At 38.7% G+C, this 17,133-nt stretch carries 16 protein-coding genes and 1 tRNA gene; 7 read left to right on the top strand and 10 right to left on the bottom strand.

The window, feature by feature from the left end; all coding sequences use genetic code 11:
• Window positions 1-13: 13 nt before the first annotated feature.
• Window positions 14-1,594: a DHA2 family efflux MFS transporter permease subunit gene (locus BLR53_RS15950; protein ID WP_074591232.1), complete on the bottom strand. Its 1,581-nt coding sequence runs from the start codon at window positions 1,592-1,594 to the stop codon at window positions 14-16.
• Between the two features lie 11 nt (window positions 1,595-1,605).
• Complete coding sequence (locus BLR53_RS15945; RefSeq protein ID WP_037438366.1) at window positions 1,606-2,655, bottom strand: HlyD family secretion protein; 1,050 nt, start codon at window positions 2,653-2,655, stop codon at window positions 1,606-1,608.
• A gap of 136 nt (window positions 2,656-2,791) precedes the next feature.
• Here BLR53_RS15945 and BLR53_RS15940 point away from each other — a divergent pair, with 136 nt between their 5' ends.
• Entirely contained in the window at window positions 2,792-3,262 is a 471-nt protein-coding gene (locus BLR53_RS15940; protein WP_074591148.1) for a MarR family winged helix-turn-helix transcriptional regulator, read from the top strand.
• A 33-nt stretch (window positions 3,263-3,295) separates the two neighbouring features.
• On the opposite strand, the gene BLR53_RS15935 is transcribed toward BLR53_RS15940, so the two are convergent.
• The 3 genes from BLR53_RS15935 to BLR53_RS15925 all read right to left on the bottom strand — a co-directional run bounded on the left by BLR53_RS15935 (window position 3,296) and on the right by BLR53_RS15925 (window position 5,229).
• Window positions 3,296-3,937, bottom strand: coding sequence for an NAD(P)-dependent oxidoreductase (locus BLR53_RS15935; protein ID WP_074591146.1), 642 nt, complete (start codon window positions 3,935-3,937; stop codon window positions 3,296-3,298).
• Between the two features lie 523 nt (window positions 3,938-4,460).
• Complete coding sequence (locus BLR53_RS15930; RefSeq protein ID WP_074591144.1) at window positions 4,461-4,739, bottom strand: hypothetical protein; 279 nt, start codon at window positions 4,737-4,739, stop codon at window positions 4,461-4,463.
• Window positions 4,729-5,229, bottom strand: a complete 501-nt coding sequence (locus BLR53_RS15925; protein ID WP_037438362.1) for a hypothetical protein — start codon at window positions 5,227-5,229, stop codon at window positions 4,729-4,731. The genes BLR53_RS15930 and BLR53_RS15925 overlap by 11 nt, the downstream gene beginning before the upstream one ends.
• 114 nt (window positions 5,230-5,343) lie before the next feature.
• On the opposite strand from BLR53_RS15925, the gene BLR53_RS15920 reads away from it, so the two are divergent.
• From BLR53_RS15920 to BLR53_RS15910, 3 genes are read left to right on the top strand one after another with little or no spacing between them, the layout of a single operon-like run.
• On the top strand, window positions 5,344-6,324 hold the full coding sequence (locus tag BLR53_RS15920) for a helix-turn-helix domain-containing protein (protein ID WP_074591141.1): 981 nt from the start codon (window positions 5,344-5,346) through the stop codon (window positions 6,322-6,324).
• On the top strand, window positions 6,321-7,340 hold the full coding sequence (locus BLR53_RS15915) for a helix-turn-helix domain-containing protein (protein ID WP_083332108.1): 1,020 nt from the start codon (window positions 6,321-6,323) through the stop codon (window positions 7,338-7,340). Before BLR53_RS15920 ends, BLR53_RS15915 begins: the two co-directional genes overlap by 4 nt.
• 25 nt (window positions 7,341-7,365) lie before the next feature.
• A complete protein-coding gene (locus BLR53_RS15910; protein ID WP_074591137.1) occupies window positions 7,366-8,268 on the top strand; it encodes a sugar phosphate isomerase/epimerase family protein in 903 nt (300 codons plus the stop codon).
• A 25-nt stretch (window positions 8,269-8,293) separates the two neighbouring features.
• Here the strand turns inward: BLR53_RS15910 and BLR53_RS15905 are convergent, their stop codons facing one another.
• On the bottom strand, window positions 8,294-8,767 hold the full coding sequence (locus BLR53_RS15905) for a DinB family protein (RefSeq protein WP_074591135.1): 474 nt from the start codon (window positions 8,765-8,767) through the stop codon (window positions 8,294-8,296).
• 363 nt (window positions 8,768-9,130) lie between these two features.
• On the opposite strand from BLR53_RS15905, the gene BLR53_RS15900 reads away from it, so the two are divergent.
• Window positions 9,131-10,036 (top strand): hypothetical protein, encoded by a 906-nt coding sequence (locus tag BLR53_RS15900; protein ID WP_143007894.1) that lies wholly within the window; start codon window positions 9,131-9,133, stop codon window positions 10,034-10,036.
• Here BLR53_RS15900 and BLR53_RS15895 read toward each other — a convergent pair.
• The 3 genes from BLR53_RS15895 to BLR53_RS15885 form a co-directional block, all read right to left on the bottom strand.
• Window positions 10,033-10,485: a DUF2059 domain-containing protein gene (locus BLR53_RS15895; RefSeq protein ID WP_074591131.1), complete on the bottom strand. Its 453-nt coding sequence runs from the start codon at window positions 10,483-10,485 to the stop codon at window positions 10,033-10,035. The two genes, BLR53_RS15900 and BLR53_RS15895, sit on opposite strands and share 4 nt — an antisense overlap.
• Before the next feature lie 147 nt (window positions 10,486-10,632).
• A tRNA-Pro gene (locus tag BLR53_RS15890) sits at window positions 10,633-10,706 on the bottom strand.
• Window positions 10,707-10,863: 157 nt separating this feature from the next.
• Complete coding sequence (locus BLR53_RS15885) at window positions 10,864-11,892, bottom strand: GntR family transcriptional regulator (protein WP_074591128.1); 1,029 nt, start codon at window positions 11,890-11,892, stop codon at window positions 10,864-10,866.
• 213 nt (window positions 11,893-12,105) lie between these two features.
• Here BLR53_RS15885 and BLR53_RS15880 point away from each other — a divergent pair, with 213 nt between their 5' ends.
• On the top strand, window positions 12,106-14,562 hold the full coding sequence (locus BLR53_RS15880; protein ID WP_074591126.1) for a TonB-dependent receptor: 2,457 nt from the start codon (window positions 12,106-12,108) through the stop codon (window positions 14,560-14,562).
• Here the strand turns inward: BLR53_RS15880 and BLR53_RS15875 are convergent.
• Window positions 14,559-15,023: an Lrp/AsnC family transcriptional regulator gene (locus BLR53_RS15875; RefSeq protein WP_037438356.1), complete on the bottom strand. Its 465-nt coding sequence runs from the start codon at window positions 15,021-15,023 to the stop codon at window positions 14,559-14,561. The genes BLR53_RS15880 and BLR53_RS15875 overlap by 4 nt on opposite strands.
• Window positions 15,024-15,654: 631 nt before the next feature.
• Between BLR53_RS15875 and dnaA the strand changes: the two genes are divergently transcribed.
• Window positions 15,655-17,091: a chromosomal replication initiator protein DnaA gene (gene dnaA, locus BLR53_RS15870; RefSeq protein ID WP_037438355.1), complete on the top strand. Its 1,437-nt coding sequence runs from the start codon at window positions 15,655-15,657 to the stop codon at window positions 17,089-17,091.
• Window positions 17,092-17,133: the final 42 nt, after the last annotated feature.

Genomic DNA, 17,133 nt, shown 5'->3' with positions numbered 1-17,133 from the left:
GATTGATATTTGATTAATGTGCTTCTGCAGCAATTTTTGCCCTGGTCTCAGCATCCATGGTCTGATTTTTCAGAAGCAGCATAAAAGGGATTGTGCATACAAAAAATATGGAGATCAGCAGGAATCCATCCAGATAAGCCTGCATTTGTGCCTGATTGGATAGGGTGTGATCCAGAACTCCATGGGCAGCCTGTCGTGCAGCCATCGGGTTAATACCTTTTGCTATTAATCCTTGGCTGATTCCTTCAATTCGCTCGGTTAGTAATGGGTTGTTTTCCTGTAGATTGGAAACCAGATCCGACCGGTGTGTTGCGAATCGATTGGTTGCGTATGTGTTCATAATTGCGATGCCAAATGCACCTCCCAGCTGACGGAACATATTATTCAGCGAGATTCCATAAGCCATGTCCTGCACTTTTAGGCCTACCACGGCCTGACTGAGTAAAGGGACGGTCAGGCAACCTGTACCGACGCCTCTAAATATTTGTGTCATGGCGAACCATCCTTTACTGGTATCGGGGGAGGCCATTGAGCTGGTATAGCCGTGGAGTATAAAAAGGGTAAATCCAAGGATGACAAAATAAATAGGTTTAACACCTTTTCCCAGGGCCGTTCCGATAAAAGGCATGGCGAAAATAGTAACCAGCGCTCCCGGAACCATCGCCAGCCCGGATTCGGTAGGGGTATAACCCATTACCCGCTGTACCATAACAGGAAACAGGTAGACCGAACCAAACAAGCCAAACCCGCATACGAAAGTTAGTACATTACTCCCAACGAGATTTCGGTTTTTAAGTACCCTGAGGTTAATGGCCGGCGTTTTGGTGTGTAATTCCCACCAGATAAAAAATGCAAGACTCACTACTGCCAGTGCGGTCAGGTATCTAATGTGTTCGGTTTGGAACCAATCTTCGGATTGTCCTTTTTCCAGAATATATTGCAGGGCGCCTATTCCAATAGCCAGAGATAGAATACCCATGTAATCTATTGAGATAGCCTTCCTGTCGATGTTATACTCATCCTCTTTCCGGTCTATAAATTTCCAGGTCAACAGCGCTGCAACAATTCCGATTGGAATATTAATATCAAAGATCAGTGCCCAATGATAGTTGTCTATAATATACCCACCTAATATCGGTCCGATGGTTGGCCCGATTACGATCCCCATTCCAAAAATACCACCGGCAATACCTTTTTCTTCAGGTTTAAACTGGTCGAATAAAATACCCTGCGATACCGAAAGCAATGCTCCGCCGCCTATACCCTGGACAAAACGCCAGAAAACAAGCATCCATAACGAGGTTGAGGCTCCACACATATAAGAAGCGATAGTGAAAATGATAATAGAAGTCAGGTAATAGTTTTTTCTCCCAAAATATCGACTCAAAAAACCGGTCAGCGGGATAATGATTACGTTGGCGATAGCATAGGACGTAACAACCCAGGATGCATCTTCCAGCGTTGCGCCTAAAGTGCCGCTAATATTATTTAATGCGACGTTGATAATGGACATATCGATCAGTTCCATAATCGCCGCAGTAATTGTGGTAATGATGATAATGATCTTAATAAATTTATTTCTTTCGGCGGCCATTCTCATCCTGATTAATGAATTTTAACATCTGCTTCTACGCTTAAACCAGCTTTTAAAATAGTCTGAAGTGACGCTAGATCGTCGATATCAATAATCACAGGAACCCGCTGTGTTACTTTTACAAAGTTTCCGGTCGAATTATCAGGGGGAAGGAGTGAGAATTTTGCTCCGGTAGCATCGCTAAAACCAGATATTTTTCCGGAGATCGTATGGTTTGGATAACCATCTACTTTGATGTTCACGGGCTGTCCCACTTTCATATGTTCGATCTGAGTTTCTTTAAAATTGGCCACCACCCAGTATTTTTCATTGCTGACCAAACTGAAAAGTTGCTGTCCTCCTTGAACGTACTGCCCCTTTCTTAAATTGGTTTTACCAACTTTTCCAGTAGATGGCGCAATAATTCTGGTATAAGACAGGTTAAGTCTTGCGCTTTGCAGGGCAGTCTCTTTAGCTGCAATATTAGCTTTAGCCTTTGCTATCTGTGCTTCAGCTGTACCGGTTTGTGTACTCGCCTGTGTGAGTCGGCTACGGCTCGAAATCAGCATTTTTTGTGCAGTTTCGTAGGCAGATTGGCTGTTCTCAAATTGCCGCTGCGTAATGGAACCCTCTTTAAATAAAGCCTCATCACGGGCAACGTCTCTTTTTGCCTTTTGTACTGCTACTTCTTCGACACTAATTCCGGCCGAAGCTACCTGTTTATTAGAACCGATGGTTGGCAGCTGGGATTGGGCACTGCTCAGGTCTGCTTTTGCGCCTAAAAGGTCGGCTTCAGCTTGTTGAACAGCCAGGGTATATTCATGATCATCAATTATTGCTATTGTATCACCTTCTTTGACAACCTGATAATCCAATAATGAAAACTTGCTGATGTACCCTGGTATACGGCTTAAGACTGGAACCGAATTTGTTTCGATCTGTGCATTATCTGTGTTTTCGTGATTTAAAGCATGATTTACTTTGTTGAATACAAAATAACAGACGACAATGGAGACCAACCCTGCCAAACCTATTTTTAACGTCTTTTTAGCTGACGATTGTTTTTTTTCTACTGTTTCCATGAGATTAATTATAGCAGCAAAAGTAAACTTAGTTGACTATTAAAGTCAACTAAGTTTACTAAAAATATCAAGGGCGATTAGAAAAATACAATTATATGACAATGAGGTATACTTAAAAAAGTCCTATTTTTACAGCATGGAAAAACAGGATGCCAATGCGCGGGTAATTTTCAGAATAATGTATATTCTTAAAAGACTAACCGATAAATGGGTGTCTAATAATTTATCGAAAGTCAGTTCATCTGACTTCAATGTAACGCATTTACCGTATTTCATGAATATTGGTGAAAATGGGATTTCCAACCATGATTTGGTCCAGCTGATTAAGGTTACCAAGCAGGGTGTAAGTAAAATTATTAAAGAGCTCGAAAGTCTTGGACTTACTTATACTGTTAAAAGTGAGACAGATGCGAGGTCAATTATGATTTATCTTACTGACCAGGGGAAGTCCTTATTCGGTTTGCTGAAGGAGGAAACTTACCAGTTACACGACGAGTATAAAAAAGTTGTCGGAGTTAAGAACTTCGAAACAACCATTGATACCCTGCTGAAATTGATTGATTTGCACGAGCAGAAGGAAATTGATTCGGCTTCCGAAGGTAATTAGGTAATCCTGAGCCTGAAAGGCTCAGGATTATAGTTAAATATTAGAAATAAAAGGTGATTTATGATAGAATCGCGTGTCTGACAACTGCGCGATCAGAAATGATGCGATATTGCCTGCCGTAATTTGCTGACCGGGACAATCTGCCAGGTCTACCGCAATTTCAGTTTTTTGCCCACTAAATTCAATCATTGGTACCCTGACCATGGTCCAGTCTGCCTGGCTTTGGGTGAGCAGCGTATAAGCATTTTGTCTGTCTGTCTGAATTTCCGGATAATTCTCTTTCATCCAGTTTGTTGCGATTAGCGTACTTTGTCCTTTTTGGTCTGAAGGGGTGTCTATATTGATCCCCGCAACCAGGATATAGCGTTTGATTTCGTCGGCAGACATAACTTTCAAAATGTTTTCCGTCGCCTGCCTGGCTATTAATTGTTCGCCCGGACGCTGCCCGATTGTACTGATAACGGCATTGCAGTCTGTTAATAAATTTCGAATGGTATGTAGATCGGCTGCATCACCTTTAATGATTTCAATCAAAGGGTTCTCGAATTGAAAATTTTCTGGGTTCCTTAATAAAACTCTAAGCTTAAGTCCCTTGTTAAGGAGTTGCTGAATGAGATATTGACCTGTTCTTCCGCCGCCGCCAAGGACAGCTATAGTCTGTATATTAGTTTTCATATTATCTTATAAAATTTGACATAAAGAATTTATGCCCGTACAATTAGTCCGGGCAAATTCAAAGGTCATGACCTTTGTTTGGAGTCAGTATTTTATAAAGAGATTCTAATAATACAAGTATAAGGAAAAACAAATAAGAATTCAGATTCGGATAATAAGCAATTATCATCTTATTTAAGATAGATCATGTTCAATACTAATTTTCTCGGGATGCGCCATTTTAAAAGAGTAAATTTAGGTTTGAGCAAAAAGTATAAAATTGCAGGGACCATTTTTACTATCATAGGTTTTGCATTGTTATTTCTTTAGACCTGCCATTAGGTGTATTTAGAGGAGGGTTAGGGGAAGCCTGCTAATCATATTCTGGGTGGGGGTTACCCTGTGATCTGTTGTCAGGTGTGTTTTTTTTATTGTTGACTATTGTTATGTTTCGAAACAACAGGTTAACTGGACAAAACGGGTCGCAGGGTATTTCCATTCCAATGGTAAACGGAATACCACCGGCAGGGATAGTATAGAAAAGCTACGCTGAAATATATAAATAGACCCTGTCTTTTGCTAAACCGAAATCTTCGCCCCTTTGGAGGCGTGGGTGTTTTTTCATTACGTCCCGGATAGTTTTCTCAGAATCATTGGTGCTTCTGCAGTGAAAGTTATATTTTTCGGGAACCTCATGATCACTAAGACCTATAGTTCCGGTATAAGTTATATCTGCTCCGGATTCTATGTAGATTATTAATAATGTCGTGTCGATAAGCTTACACATTTCTACATGTCCTGGTAGAAGCTTATTATTTGCCATTGCGTTCCGACTGGGTAAATTGATTTAATTTTTTTGCTGTCTGGCAAACTACGATGTCCAGTTCCTTGATACAATCAGAGATCATCAGATAGTATTCGCCCTTTTCTATTGGATCGGATGTCGTATTAGTCAGCTCTGATAAACTTAGTATCGAAGCGACAGGTTTGCGAATAGCATGTACGTTTACCCAGGCCATTTCTCGTAACAGGTTATCTTGCTTACTTATTCTACTCTGCTTTTCTTTATTATCTTCCAGACAGCTTATAAGCGACAAATGACTTTTCTTTTTTCGTTTGTTGTAAATACCAAGCACATAATTCAAAAACAGAGCGTTTGACAGAATAAAGATAAATCCCTTCATCGTGTGAATTATTGTTCTCCCATCCGGAGTAAGGTTGGGTGTAAATATATAAATCAGCTGGTCACTGCTTATAATCCATACACAGCTTAGTAAAAGATAGCTGATAACAATTCTGTTCTTATTTTTCATTTTATTTTTTTAGGTAAAGAATAAGTATTTGTTGTTTATCTTACCTTACAAAGGTACTTTCGCTCTAAATGTGCTGGGGATCAAATCTTATTTTTAAATAACAGATAAAGACTAATGATAAAAACTGTCACCCATCGTTTTGGTGTTGAAACTGCTTGGATAACAGAGATGGCAGGGGCAATGGGTGGTACAGTTGATGGGAACTTTACATTGGTGCCGGAAATTCATACCGGAACGCGTTATACACTATCCATTAATGAAGATATCACAGTTTTACTGGCAGATGCGACCTACCATCAGGATGTACTGTTCAAACTCAGAAATACAGAAAACGATTTTGCCGGTATTTTTTTTAATCTGACCGAGGGTGAGTCCGTTCATATTATAGACGATATCAGCCGTTCGGTAGGCAGATGGGATTACAATCTGGCTATAGTTGACTCCCAACTTGATCTTGACTATCTTATAAAAGCTGGTAGTAAATCATATAACGTCTCTATTTTTATAAAGAAAAAGATGCTCAGCGTTTATCTGGAGCGGGCGGGGATTCTGGAAGATGTGCGTAGCCGTATTTTTGATGGACAACAAAATACAATAATTCATTATGATCAAATGAGCAGCAATAGCTGGCATATCATCAATGAATTCAGACAACTCACACCAGGAGGTGTAACTTATGATTTGTTTCTCAGCAGCACAGTATATTATCTTCTCAGTGATTACCTGAGTTTTTTATTGTCGAGAGAGATTATAATCGGTAAAATAGAGAGTGGGGATGTCTTTAGAATTTTGGCCTCTCAAGCCACACTTGTCAAACATCTGAATGATGCGTTTCCTGGTATTTCAGAACTCGCTGCGGATGCTTTAATGTCGGAGACAAAATATAAGACACTTTATAAAAAAATAACCGGCTTTACACCGCACGCTTTTTTTATGCAAAATAAACTGGAACTCGGAAAGGAGCTGTTGGCTTGCAAGCAATATACCGTTGCTGAGATTGCTTTTAAATTGAGTTTCACTACTGCCTCTCATTTCACAGAGTTATTTAAAAATCAATTCGGCATGTTGCCAAAAGTGTATGTAAATTCTTTATGATGGGATCAGCAGAGGAGCAGCCAGTATTAAAAATTTCGCATCAAATGTCAATGGATTCGGAATGGAGAGCTGATTTTGTAGACCAGCTCGGTGCGCGGATTATAAATTCCAGGCAAATGCGTCTACCAGATGATATGGCAGAGGGATGCTCTTATTTTATGGAAGTTATGCCAGGTTTAATGGTGCTTATCGTTGATTTCACATTTCATACCAGCATAGAGTTTACAAAACTTGCCAGTAAAGGAGAATTTTGTATTGTTTATTTTGATCTGAGTGACAATATCAGTCTGCATCAGGTAAATGGCACAAGACATCAGGTTGGCTACCAGTCCAAGCTCGGTTTAGGAATTGTAGATGCAGCTTTAAGAAGCACTTATATCCCTGCTGTAGGGGAAAGAATGTATTCGTTTCGTTTACTGGTATCCAAATCTTTGCTGAAGACATATTTTCAGGGAAATATGTCAGCGTTAATGGTAGATCGGACATTTGACGGTCGAAAGAATACTATGTTTCTCTATAGTCACATTAAAAGTTCGACCTGGCTGGCTTTAAACCAACTCAAAGATACCAGCTATGACAGCCCGTCATTCGAACTGATGCTTAAAGGAGTTACATTTAAAGTTTTTGGCCACCTCATTGAGCAAATGAAAGAAACAGGGCCGGTCATTGTCAGACAAATAACCGAGGTCGATGCTGCACAGGTTATGAAAACCCAGGCGTATCTTATGGAGCAGTTGCAGGAGAACTTTCCTGGAGTTGATCTGTTGGCAGAAATGGCGGGAATGTCGGTATCTAAGTACAGCGATATATTTAAGAAACTTTTTAAGTTCAGTCCCAAACAGTTCTTTCTGAGAGAGAAAATGTTGTTGGCGCAAGTACTCCTGGGAAGCGGTGATTTTGGGAATATTAGTGAAGTTGCTTATGAAGTCGGCTTTGGAAAACCAGGATATTTCTCAAAGCTGTATAAAAATATGTTCAATGAGTTTCCTTCCACTGCTTTTAGGAGTCGGGAATAGTGCTTATTTTAGTTAAAACCCAAATATGAACCGTAGAAATTTTATTAGAAATTCGAGTGTTGCAGCCAGTGCCGCGTTACTTACAAACTCCCTGTCTGGATTCAGTATGGAAGCGAAGTCCAGATTTAAACTTGGATTACAGCTTTTTACCATTCGTGACGCTATGAAGAAAGACCCTGAACTAACGCTGAAGCGTGTTGCTAAAATGGGATATGAAGACCTGGAAACTTATGGAATGGGCGAAAACGGGCGCTTTTACTATGACATGCCCACCTCTGATTTTAGGCGTTTGTTGGGCGATTTAGGTTTAACTACCTCCAGCGGGCATTACGACTTACATAAATATATGAATAGTCCTGAAAATGAGATGCTCAATTATGTGGATAGCTGTATAGCTGGCGCATCTTCAATCGGACAAAATTATATCACATGGCCTTGGCTGGCTCCTGAGGACAGAACTTTAGACAAATTTCTTTCTTTAGCCAGGAAATTGAATTTAATTGGCGAACACGTTAGTAAGGCGGGGTTAAAACTGGCTTATCACAATCATGATTTCGACTTTGCAGATCTGGGAGGGAGGTCTGGTTATGATATTATTATGGAAGAGACAGACCCTGATTTAGTAAAACTTCAAATTGATTTATATTGGGCAGTGAGAGCTTCAAAACATGATCCTGCTTACTATTTTGAGAAACAACCGGGAAGATTTGAAATGTGGCATATAAAAGATATGGATCGCGTGACTCAGGATTATACCGAATTAGGCAATGGAACTATTGATTATAAACCGATTCTGAAGCATGTGAAATTGTCGGGAATGAAATATTATTATTTGGAACAGGGTGGCAATTTCAGCACAGGTGACGCTATGGATAGCATCACACAAAGTATTCAATTTTTCAAAAAGAACCTTCAAAAATTAGTTTAACAAGTATTTAATTCTTTTTGAGCAATTACTTCCAGGCATTCATTAGGCGTCTTAAAATAATAATTTCAGCGACATGGTAAGCATTGTGATCTGCTATCTGAAGGGCTTCGCGGAATATGGTTTGTCCGTCACCACCTGGAATTTGCTGATATAGATCTTCGCGCTTAACCAGGTTTATAAACTCTTGCAGATCATTTTTGATTTGTGTGACTGAATTGTTCCAGCTTTCTTCATCAGCGGGTTCAGCCTCTTTTGGCCAGAACCCCTCAGGCCAATCGGGTGACTGGTGCTTCACATTTTTGGAGAATTGCAGCATATCCCACTGCGCAATTCTGATGTGCTCAACCAATTGCCATATGCTATATGGTAAATTATGCGGCTGAACACCGCGTAGGTTTTTAGGAAGACCAGCGATTGCATCGCTCAGCCCGACATGAGCTGTACCTCCGTTTAGTAGTTTTTCAAGTTCTGAGACTAAGAGTTGTTGCTGATCATTCATTTTATGTAATTGATTGTTTCGTCCGGTATATTAACATAAACCGCACTTTACTGTTTTAAATCAATTTAATCTCGGTGACTATCACTGGTAAATAGGGGAGTCGCATTACCAATGCTTTTCAACTCTTCTGCCCATATACTACGAAACTTTAGAAATAGATAACACGCTGTTTGTCAATTGTATTTATTGTGTTATGTTATATTTTCTTTACGGTTTACCGTAAAGAAAAGTCTTAACTGATCCTTATTTTTGTGTCTCAATTTTCAATTGATGTTCGAAGAATATAAGAAAGAGTTGCTAGAATCTTACTTTTTAAAAAAGTCGCAAAAACAACTTTCCAATAATTTGGAAAGTCCAGCTCGCTTGAAATTAAAAAAAGAGTGTCTTAAGATTTTCAGAGACAAATACACCAAAAGTGATGATGAGATGCTGAAGGCCTTTTTTGATCCTTTAAGCAAGTTTAATGATCATATAAAGAGTATTGAAAGATTTGAATTAGATAAATTCAGGCCTTTAGTCAATTTTTTGCAAAAAGGAACAAATATCAGAGATGAAGAATCTGTAAAGCTTTTAGCATGGCTGATAGACTTCGAGCCTTATCGGAATTGGAGGTGTAAAGACGATAGTAAAGGTACAGGTGTGCCACCCGGGATAACCGAAGGTGAGCCAGAGGGTAAAAGTGAGGGCACAGAGGATCCTCGTGCTAACGAACCGCAGGTGCCGGATCAGCAAAGTGGCTGGTCAAGGTCAATTAAAAGAACGATGATCTTTTGTATCACGTTATTTGCGGTTGCAGGTACTGGGTTCTTTTTATCGGGAGGAAGTAGGGTGGGTTCGATCAGAGAACCGTTATCAGATGAGAAATGTATGTATTGGACAGGCGAACATTACGAGCCTATTAAATGTGACAAAAGCATTAAACATGCGGATGTAATGCCTTTGAATCTCGAAATGTTATATGGTTTAAGACGGATAAATGCGACAGATACCCTTACAAAGTATTCGCTTGGGAAAGTTTGGTATTCGAAAATACGAGGTAAACATGAGTTTTTCACTGACAGTGGTACGCATCCGGTAGAGCCTAATAAAAGGCTAAAACCATTAACCAATTATATATTGAGTAATTACGTTTCCTATCATAGATATCTGTTGACACGATTAGTTTGGTCAATAGGGATAGGTATTATTGTTGCTGTATCAATAGGTATGGTATATCTTTTTCGAAGAAAAAACAGGCTCAAAAGCCGAATTGGAAGCGGTATGATCTAATCTTTCAAATATCCTTTATTTCTAAGTTTATCGATTACTTGCTGACCTATCTGTAGACCCCATTCCTGACCTGCAATCATTGATTCCTGAGTAATCACAGGAGTTTTTTCTGCGAATTTTTTACCCACAGGTGTATCATAAAAAGCGATCACACCAGTTAGGTCATCTTCAGTTAAATGCTTTTGATAGATTGGTAATACTAAATTAATAAGCTGGTTAAGTGCATCTTTATTCATTTCTATGGCAACTTCATCCCAAAATTCTTTGGGAACATTTGATTGCTTTTCTTTGAACATGGTAATCATTTGATTCATTACTCCTTTGTAAGCAACCTCTGATCCTGATACCTGCATCATTTTCTTTAATGATGCTCTGTAAGTGCTATTTTCCTGACCGAAAGTAACTGTTGCGCTCAATAGAAGCAGTAGTGTTAGAATAGGTGTTTTCATGGTTGTTGTTTATTTGACTACAATTTCAATCAATTTCGCTTGATCCGATCCTGGATCCCAATTGTCTGAACCGATTGGATGGGTATAAAACAAAAAAACCTTAAATCAGATGATTTAAGGTTTTTTGCCGACTTTTAAGTCTAATTGTCGGGGTGGCAGGATTCGAACCTACGACCTCCTGCTCCCAAAGCAGGCGCGATACCGGGCTACGCTACACCCCGAACAAGATCAACAATGAATTTCGTAAAGTTCTTCGTTGTTGTTGGGATTGCAAAAGTACAACATAAATCAGGATTACAAAATTTATTTATTGTTTTTTAAGACGTTTACGTACGTTTTTTAGTAACTATCTGTATTACAATTAGAAAAAAATATAAATTATAATGAGTTTCTTTTAATAACCCGGAAGGGTATTTCAATGCGGACCTTCGAATTATTTAAAATTAATCCAGCTGCTTCTTTTCCCATTCTTACAAAGTCACTGGAAATAGTTGTAATACCATTCCACATGAATTTTTTATATGGTGCGTCATGATAGGAAATCAGGCCGATGTCTGTTCCGGCAGTTAGTTGTTTTTCGTTAATTTTCTCTATTAAGACTGGTAGTTCATCGTCATTCAAGCTGATATAAACAGAGTTTTTTCTAATGTCGTGTGTATTAAGACAGAAAACCGTTTCACTCTCAAATCCATTTTTATGGCAGAACCTGAGAAAACCAATTAGTATTTCGTTCGAATGACACGCATGTTTGGAAAAGATGATCTTCAGATACCGGTATTTTATTAGATGAGGTATAAGTTCTTCCAGTGCATTAAAAATATCTTGTTCGTAGTTCTCATAGATGACACTGAATTCGCCTGAGATAGATGCTGGAAGCGTATCTACGAGAATCAACTTTTTTGAAGGCAGGTTGTTAATTAGTTTGTATCCTAGGTGCTCGTCAACAGCAAAACAAGGGATAATTACATAATGATCGTAGGAATCTGCCCATGTGCTGAGGAGATCCCTAAAACGGTTAAAATTGTTATCATAGAGGTGTAAGTCGATATTGCCGAAGGATTGAATTTCCGAAACAAAAGCATCGTATATCATTCTTTTATGTAGAGTCATTCTGTCGAAAAGCAACATGATTCTTGGCATACGGATAGGGGAGGTCCCTGTTAAAAAATATCCTTTACCAGCGACAGATTTAACAGCTCCATTATTTTTCAATGCAATATATGCCCTCTCTACAGTACGCCTTGATGTGCCCGTTTTTACACTCAATTCATTTATAGAAGGTAATGCGTCATTTTCGTTAATGTGACCGGTAGTCGCGTTCATAATTGCATTAGCCAATTGCTGATACTTCGGAATGCCGGCATTCAGATCTAATTTTAGAATTCTAATGATATCGTCTTGATACATATACTTAAAATGAGTCTTTAAATGTATAATATCAGTTCTGTTTAGATGAAGGAGTAGAAAATATTAACCTTAAGTAGTTCTGGCGGTGAACATATCAGACCGGGTTATTGGTAGCCCTATCAAATAATCCTGATGGTCCGCATCAGGATTATTTGTAATCTCACTGTAACATTTTTTTGAACATATGCATCTTATGGGTATAAGATTCAAAAAATGAAAACACTAATACTACTTACTGCCGCACTGTTATGGAATGTGATATTGCCGCAAGATATGCAGGCCCAGGATCTGCCGGTGTCAGGAAAAATATCAGGAAAAGTGCTGGATGAAAAAAAGGAAAGGTTTCCTTATGTTTCCGTAAGCTTGCTTCAGGCAAAGGATTCTGTCGTCCTTAAAGGAACGATCACTGATGATCAGGGTAGCTTTACTTTTCCAAAACTCATAGCGGGTTCTTATCTGTTGAAATACCAGGTAGTAGGTTATTCAGACATGGTTAAGGGGCCATTTGTGATATCAAGTGAGAAGCTGGCTGCGGAAGTACCGGCAGTAGGCATGTTAACTACTGTGAAACAATTAAATAATGTAAATGTCACCGCAAGAAAGCCGCTTATCGAAAGACAGGTGGACAAGACAGTTCTCAATATAGAAAATAGTGCACTCGCAACCGGAAATACAGCACTGGAAATCCTGCAAAAAGCGCCTGGTGTGAGCGTTGATAAGGACGGGAATATCAGTTTGCGTGGAAAAAAAGGTGTGACAGTTATGATTGACGGTAAACCAACCTATTTATCCAGCGAACAATTGGCAAATCTTCTACGTTCTACAGAAGGAAATTCAATTCAGTCTATAGAGCTGGTTACGAATCCGTCAGCCAAATACGATGCTGCAGGCAATTCAGGAATTATCAATATAAAATTGAAAAAGAACAGCAATTTCGGAACTAACGGGACCGTAACCGCAGGTGCCGGCTATGGTAAATATGGAAAGTGGAATACCGGGCTGTCGCTTAACCATCGTCAGAAAAAATTCAACTTTTATGGTGATATCAATTACAGTAGAAACAAAAGATTTCACGTATTAAATATAGACCGGGTGAATGAAACAGAGGAGAACAAGACGTTTTTTGACCAGAAAAGTAATGCAGTCGGACGCCGGAGAAATATGAACTATAAAGCTGGATTTGATTATTTCATAACCGATAATCATACTGTCGGTGTTGCCGTAAATGGTTACAGAAGTACAGGAAAGAACGACGTAGATGTCAGCACTGCCATTGGGTCGCAACGATTTGAGACAGATTCTTCTGTAATTGCTTTTAATCCAAATGATTATAAATATACTGGGATAACTTATAACCTGAATTATAAAGGAACTTTAGATACTACAGGGCAGGAAATTAATGTGGACGCTGATTATTCCAGATATCTCGGCAATCCGGACAACTTATTTGAGAATAACTACCTGGACAAAAACGGGCAGGTATACAAGGCCCCCTTTATCTTCCGGAATGCAACGCCTTCTACGGTGAATATTTACACAGCTAAAGCGGATTATACTTATCCCATTAACAAGAAAATGAAGCTGGAAGCAGGAGTGAAGGCAAGTAAAGTCAATACAGATAATAACTCTATTTTTGAGAACTTCGTAGAGAATCAATGGCAGAATGACGTAACCAGAAGTAACCAGTTTATATATGACGAAAGAATTCAGGCTGGATATGTTAACCTCAATAAACAGTTTTCCGGGTTGACAGTGCAGTTAGGTTTGCGCGGAGAAAACACAAATTCGAAAGGTAATTCCATCACTGAAAATAAGATAGTTAACAGACAGTATTTTGATCTGTTTCCCAGCCTTTTTGTTAACCGTGAGCTATCTAAGAATCATGACCTTGGCTTTTCATACAGCAGGAGAATTGACCGTCCCGATTACGAATCGTTAAATCCATTTATCTTTTTCGTTGACCTTTATACATATGGAATTGGTAACCCATTTCTAAAACCGCAATACACAAACTCTTTTGAACTTAGCTATGGTTATAAAAAAATGATCAATGTGACAATGGGTTATAGTCATACCAGCGACGTAATAACCCGCGTACTTGTCTCTGATACTGCTAAGAAAACACTGTTTATTTCTTCGCAGAATCTGGCTGTTCGCAACGCCTATAATATGAATATCAGCTCCCCTGTGAACTTTACCAAATGGTGGACTTCATCTAACAATCTGACTGTTTATTATAATGAGTTTAAAACTCCTGATTTACTCGGTGTTCCCTATGAAAGTGGAAAACTCGCTTTCAACCTAAATACAAATCAAACCATTACCCTTGATCCCAATACTAAATTTGAGATGTCGGGATTTTATCAGTCGGCACAAGTTGAGGGAACTTTATCACTGAAAGCTTTCTATGGTGTCGATTTGGGAGTCAGCAGGACATTTATGGATAAAAAGTTAAATGTGAAGGTCGCTGCCAATGATGTGTTTTATACACAGAAATATCATATTACCAGTGCACTTCCCGGACAGAATTACAGAGTCAATGAAAGGAATGAAAGCAGGGTATTACGTCTGACCTGCAGTTATAGGTTTGGTAACTCTGGGGTAAAGGCAGCACGTCAGCGTTCCAAAAGTTCAGATGCAGAGTCAAACCGGGTTAAGTCGGGAGGTTAGACGGTCTGATCATATTCCGACTTAATCTGACTGATTACACTGCTGGTCATAATTTTACCGACGTCCTCTATATTTGCGAGATTATGCTTAACGAATTCATGATATGAAGCCATATCGGGTGTTTTAATTTTGAGCATAAAGTCAAATGTTCCGGTAAGCTGGTAACATTCCAGAACCTCCTTGGCATGCAGAACACACTGGCGAAAATTTGAGAAACTTTCGCCGGTGTGTTTTAACATCGTGATCTTAGTGATGCAGATTAATCCGGACTCTATTTTACTACGGTCGATAACTGCAATGTATTTTTTAATAAATCCAAGATCTTCTAAACGTTTTCTGCGTTCAAATATCGGAGAGATGCTTAGGTGAAGAGAATTCGCCAGTTCTTTATTGGTGAGTTTTCCATTCTGGTGTAGCAGTTTTAAAATTCCAATACTAGTTGAATCCAGTTGTGTTTTCATAGTTGAATTTTTCAATATTATAATGAGGGCAGGATCGTACAGGAGATCTGCCTTTACGTAAATGTAACCTTTTGATAACTTTTTATTGGCCCAGATGATTTTACTTTAGGTTAATTATACGTTTGTTTTTAGAGTTAGAAATAACCATAATTTCTGTGAACATGTGAGCTAAAAGGTTATAATCTCTTTATAACTGGCATTTTTTTTCACAGCGAATTCTCCCGTTCAGGGACATTATGATAAGGGGAATAGCGTTTCTTTTTCGGCTTTGATCAGAAGATACTTTTGCACATATTATGTTGATGAAATTCTACCCTTTTGAGGAATACCAACATCTCGGATCTGCAAAAATAGGGAATGTGAAAGGTTTTTTTTTAAGTGTTTAAGACTGGAAATGAGTGTTCTAGCAGTCATTTATTTCAATTACCGGCCTATTGTAAAATGATTAGTTAACAACACTTGTTAATAACCCGGATTTATCCACAATAGAAACTGTAAAAACGAGTTAATTAATTGTATAGTAGTGTTTTAGTGGTTGGGTATAAGTTTATATTTTAATGTTGGTAATTTTCTTGAACTTCGCATTCTCCTTCACGAGAGAAGTAAATTTAACATTAAACTTTATAATATTATGCTGACACAAAATACCTGTACTACTGTTTGGAATAACTCACTTCAGACTATAAAAGCAAATATCCCGAATCAAAGTTATAAAACTTGGTTTGAGCCAATTTCTGCTTTAAAGCTGGAAGGAAATGTTCTTACTGTACAGGTTCCAAGTTTATTCTTCTATGAGTGGCTTGAGGAGCATTATGTAGGTTTATTACGTAAAACTGTTAAGCAGCAGCTCGGTGAAGAGGGCAGGCTTGAATATAATATCGTTGTAGATAAATCTCCGGGCAGTATCTCTCCTTATCCGGCAGTGAACCAGGGAACATCTCATAACACAACTCAGAAAGCACAAGGCTCTTCTGCACAGATCACACAGGCTAAAGATTTGAAGAATCCGTTTACGGTTCCAGGACTGAAGAGACTGAATGTTGACCCTCAGCTGAATCAAAATTACACACTTGAGAATTACATTGAAGGTGATTGTAATCGTCTAGCACGTTCAGCAGGTTTTGCTGTTGCTGCTAAGCCAGGTGCTACGTCTTTTAACCCGCTTATGATCTATGGTGCGGTAGGTTTAGGCAAGACTCACCTTGCACAGGCAATAGGCAATGAGATTAAACGGACGTTACCTGAGAAACTAGTTATATATGTGTCCTGTGAAAAGTTTTGCCAGCAGTTTGTGGAGTCTCTGAAAAACAATTCTATTAATGACTTTGTAAACTTCTATCAGGCAATGGACGTGATCATTATGGATGATGTACATAACTTTGCAGGAAAAGAAAAAACACAGGATATCTTCTTCCATATTTTTAACCATTTACATCAAAGTGGTAAACAAATTATCATCACTTCAGATAAGGCACCTAAAGATTTATCGGGACTTGAAGAGCGTTTGCTGAGCCGTTTCAAATGGGGACTTTCTGCTGATTTACAAATTCCTGAACTGGAAACTAGAATTGCGATTCTTAAGAAAAAAATGTCAGATGACGGTATTGAGCTTCCAGCAGAAGTTGTTGAGTATGTAGCAAATCATATTGATAATAATATTCGTGAATTGGAAGGTGCAATGGTCTCTTTAATTGCACAGTCTACGCTAAATAATAAACAAATTGATCTTCCGCTTGCTAAATCAATGCTGAAGAATTTTATTAAAAATAGTACAAAAGAAATCTCAATGGATTATATCCAGAAGGTGGTTTGTGAGTATTTTGATGTCGCTGCTGAGCTGGTTAAATCTCCTACCCGGAAGCGCGAAGTAGTTCAGGCAAGACAGATCTCTATGTATCTTTCCAAAAGCCTGACTAAGTCATCTTTGAAAAGTATCGGTGCATTTTATGGTGGAAGAGACCATTCTACAGTAATTTATGCGTGTCAGACCGTAGACGATCTGATACAGACTGACAAAAAGTTTAAAACCTACGTGGCTGATATAGAGAAGAAATTGAAAATGAGCTAAACAGCTTTATAGATTTTGGAGAAAAAGGCACCGGTGATTTAG

The organism is Pedobacter antarcticus (assembly GCF_900103515.1).
In the GTDB taxonomy this organism is placed as follows: domain Bacteria; phylum Bacteroidota; class Bacteroidia; order Sphingobacteriales; family Sphingobacteriaceae; genus Pedobacter; species Pedobacter antarcticus.
This window is presented reverse-complemented; position numbering and strand designations above follow the sequence as displayed.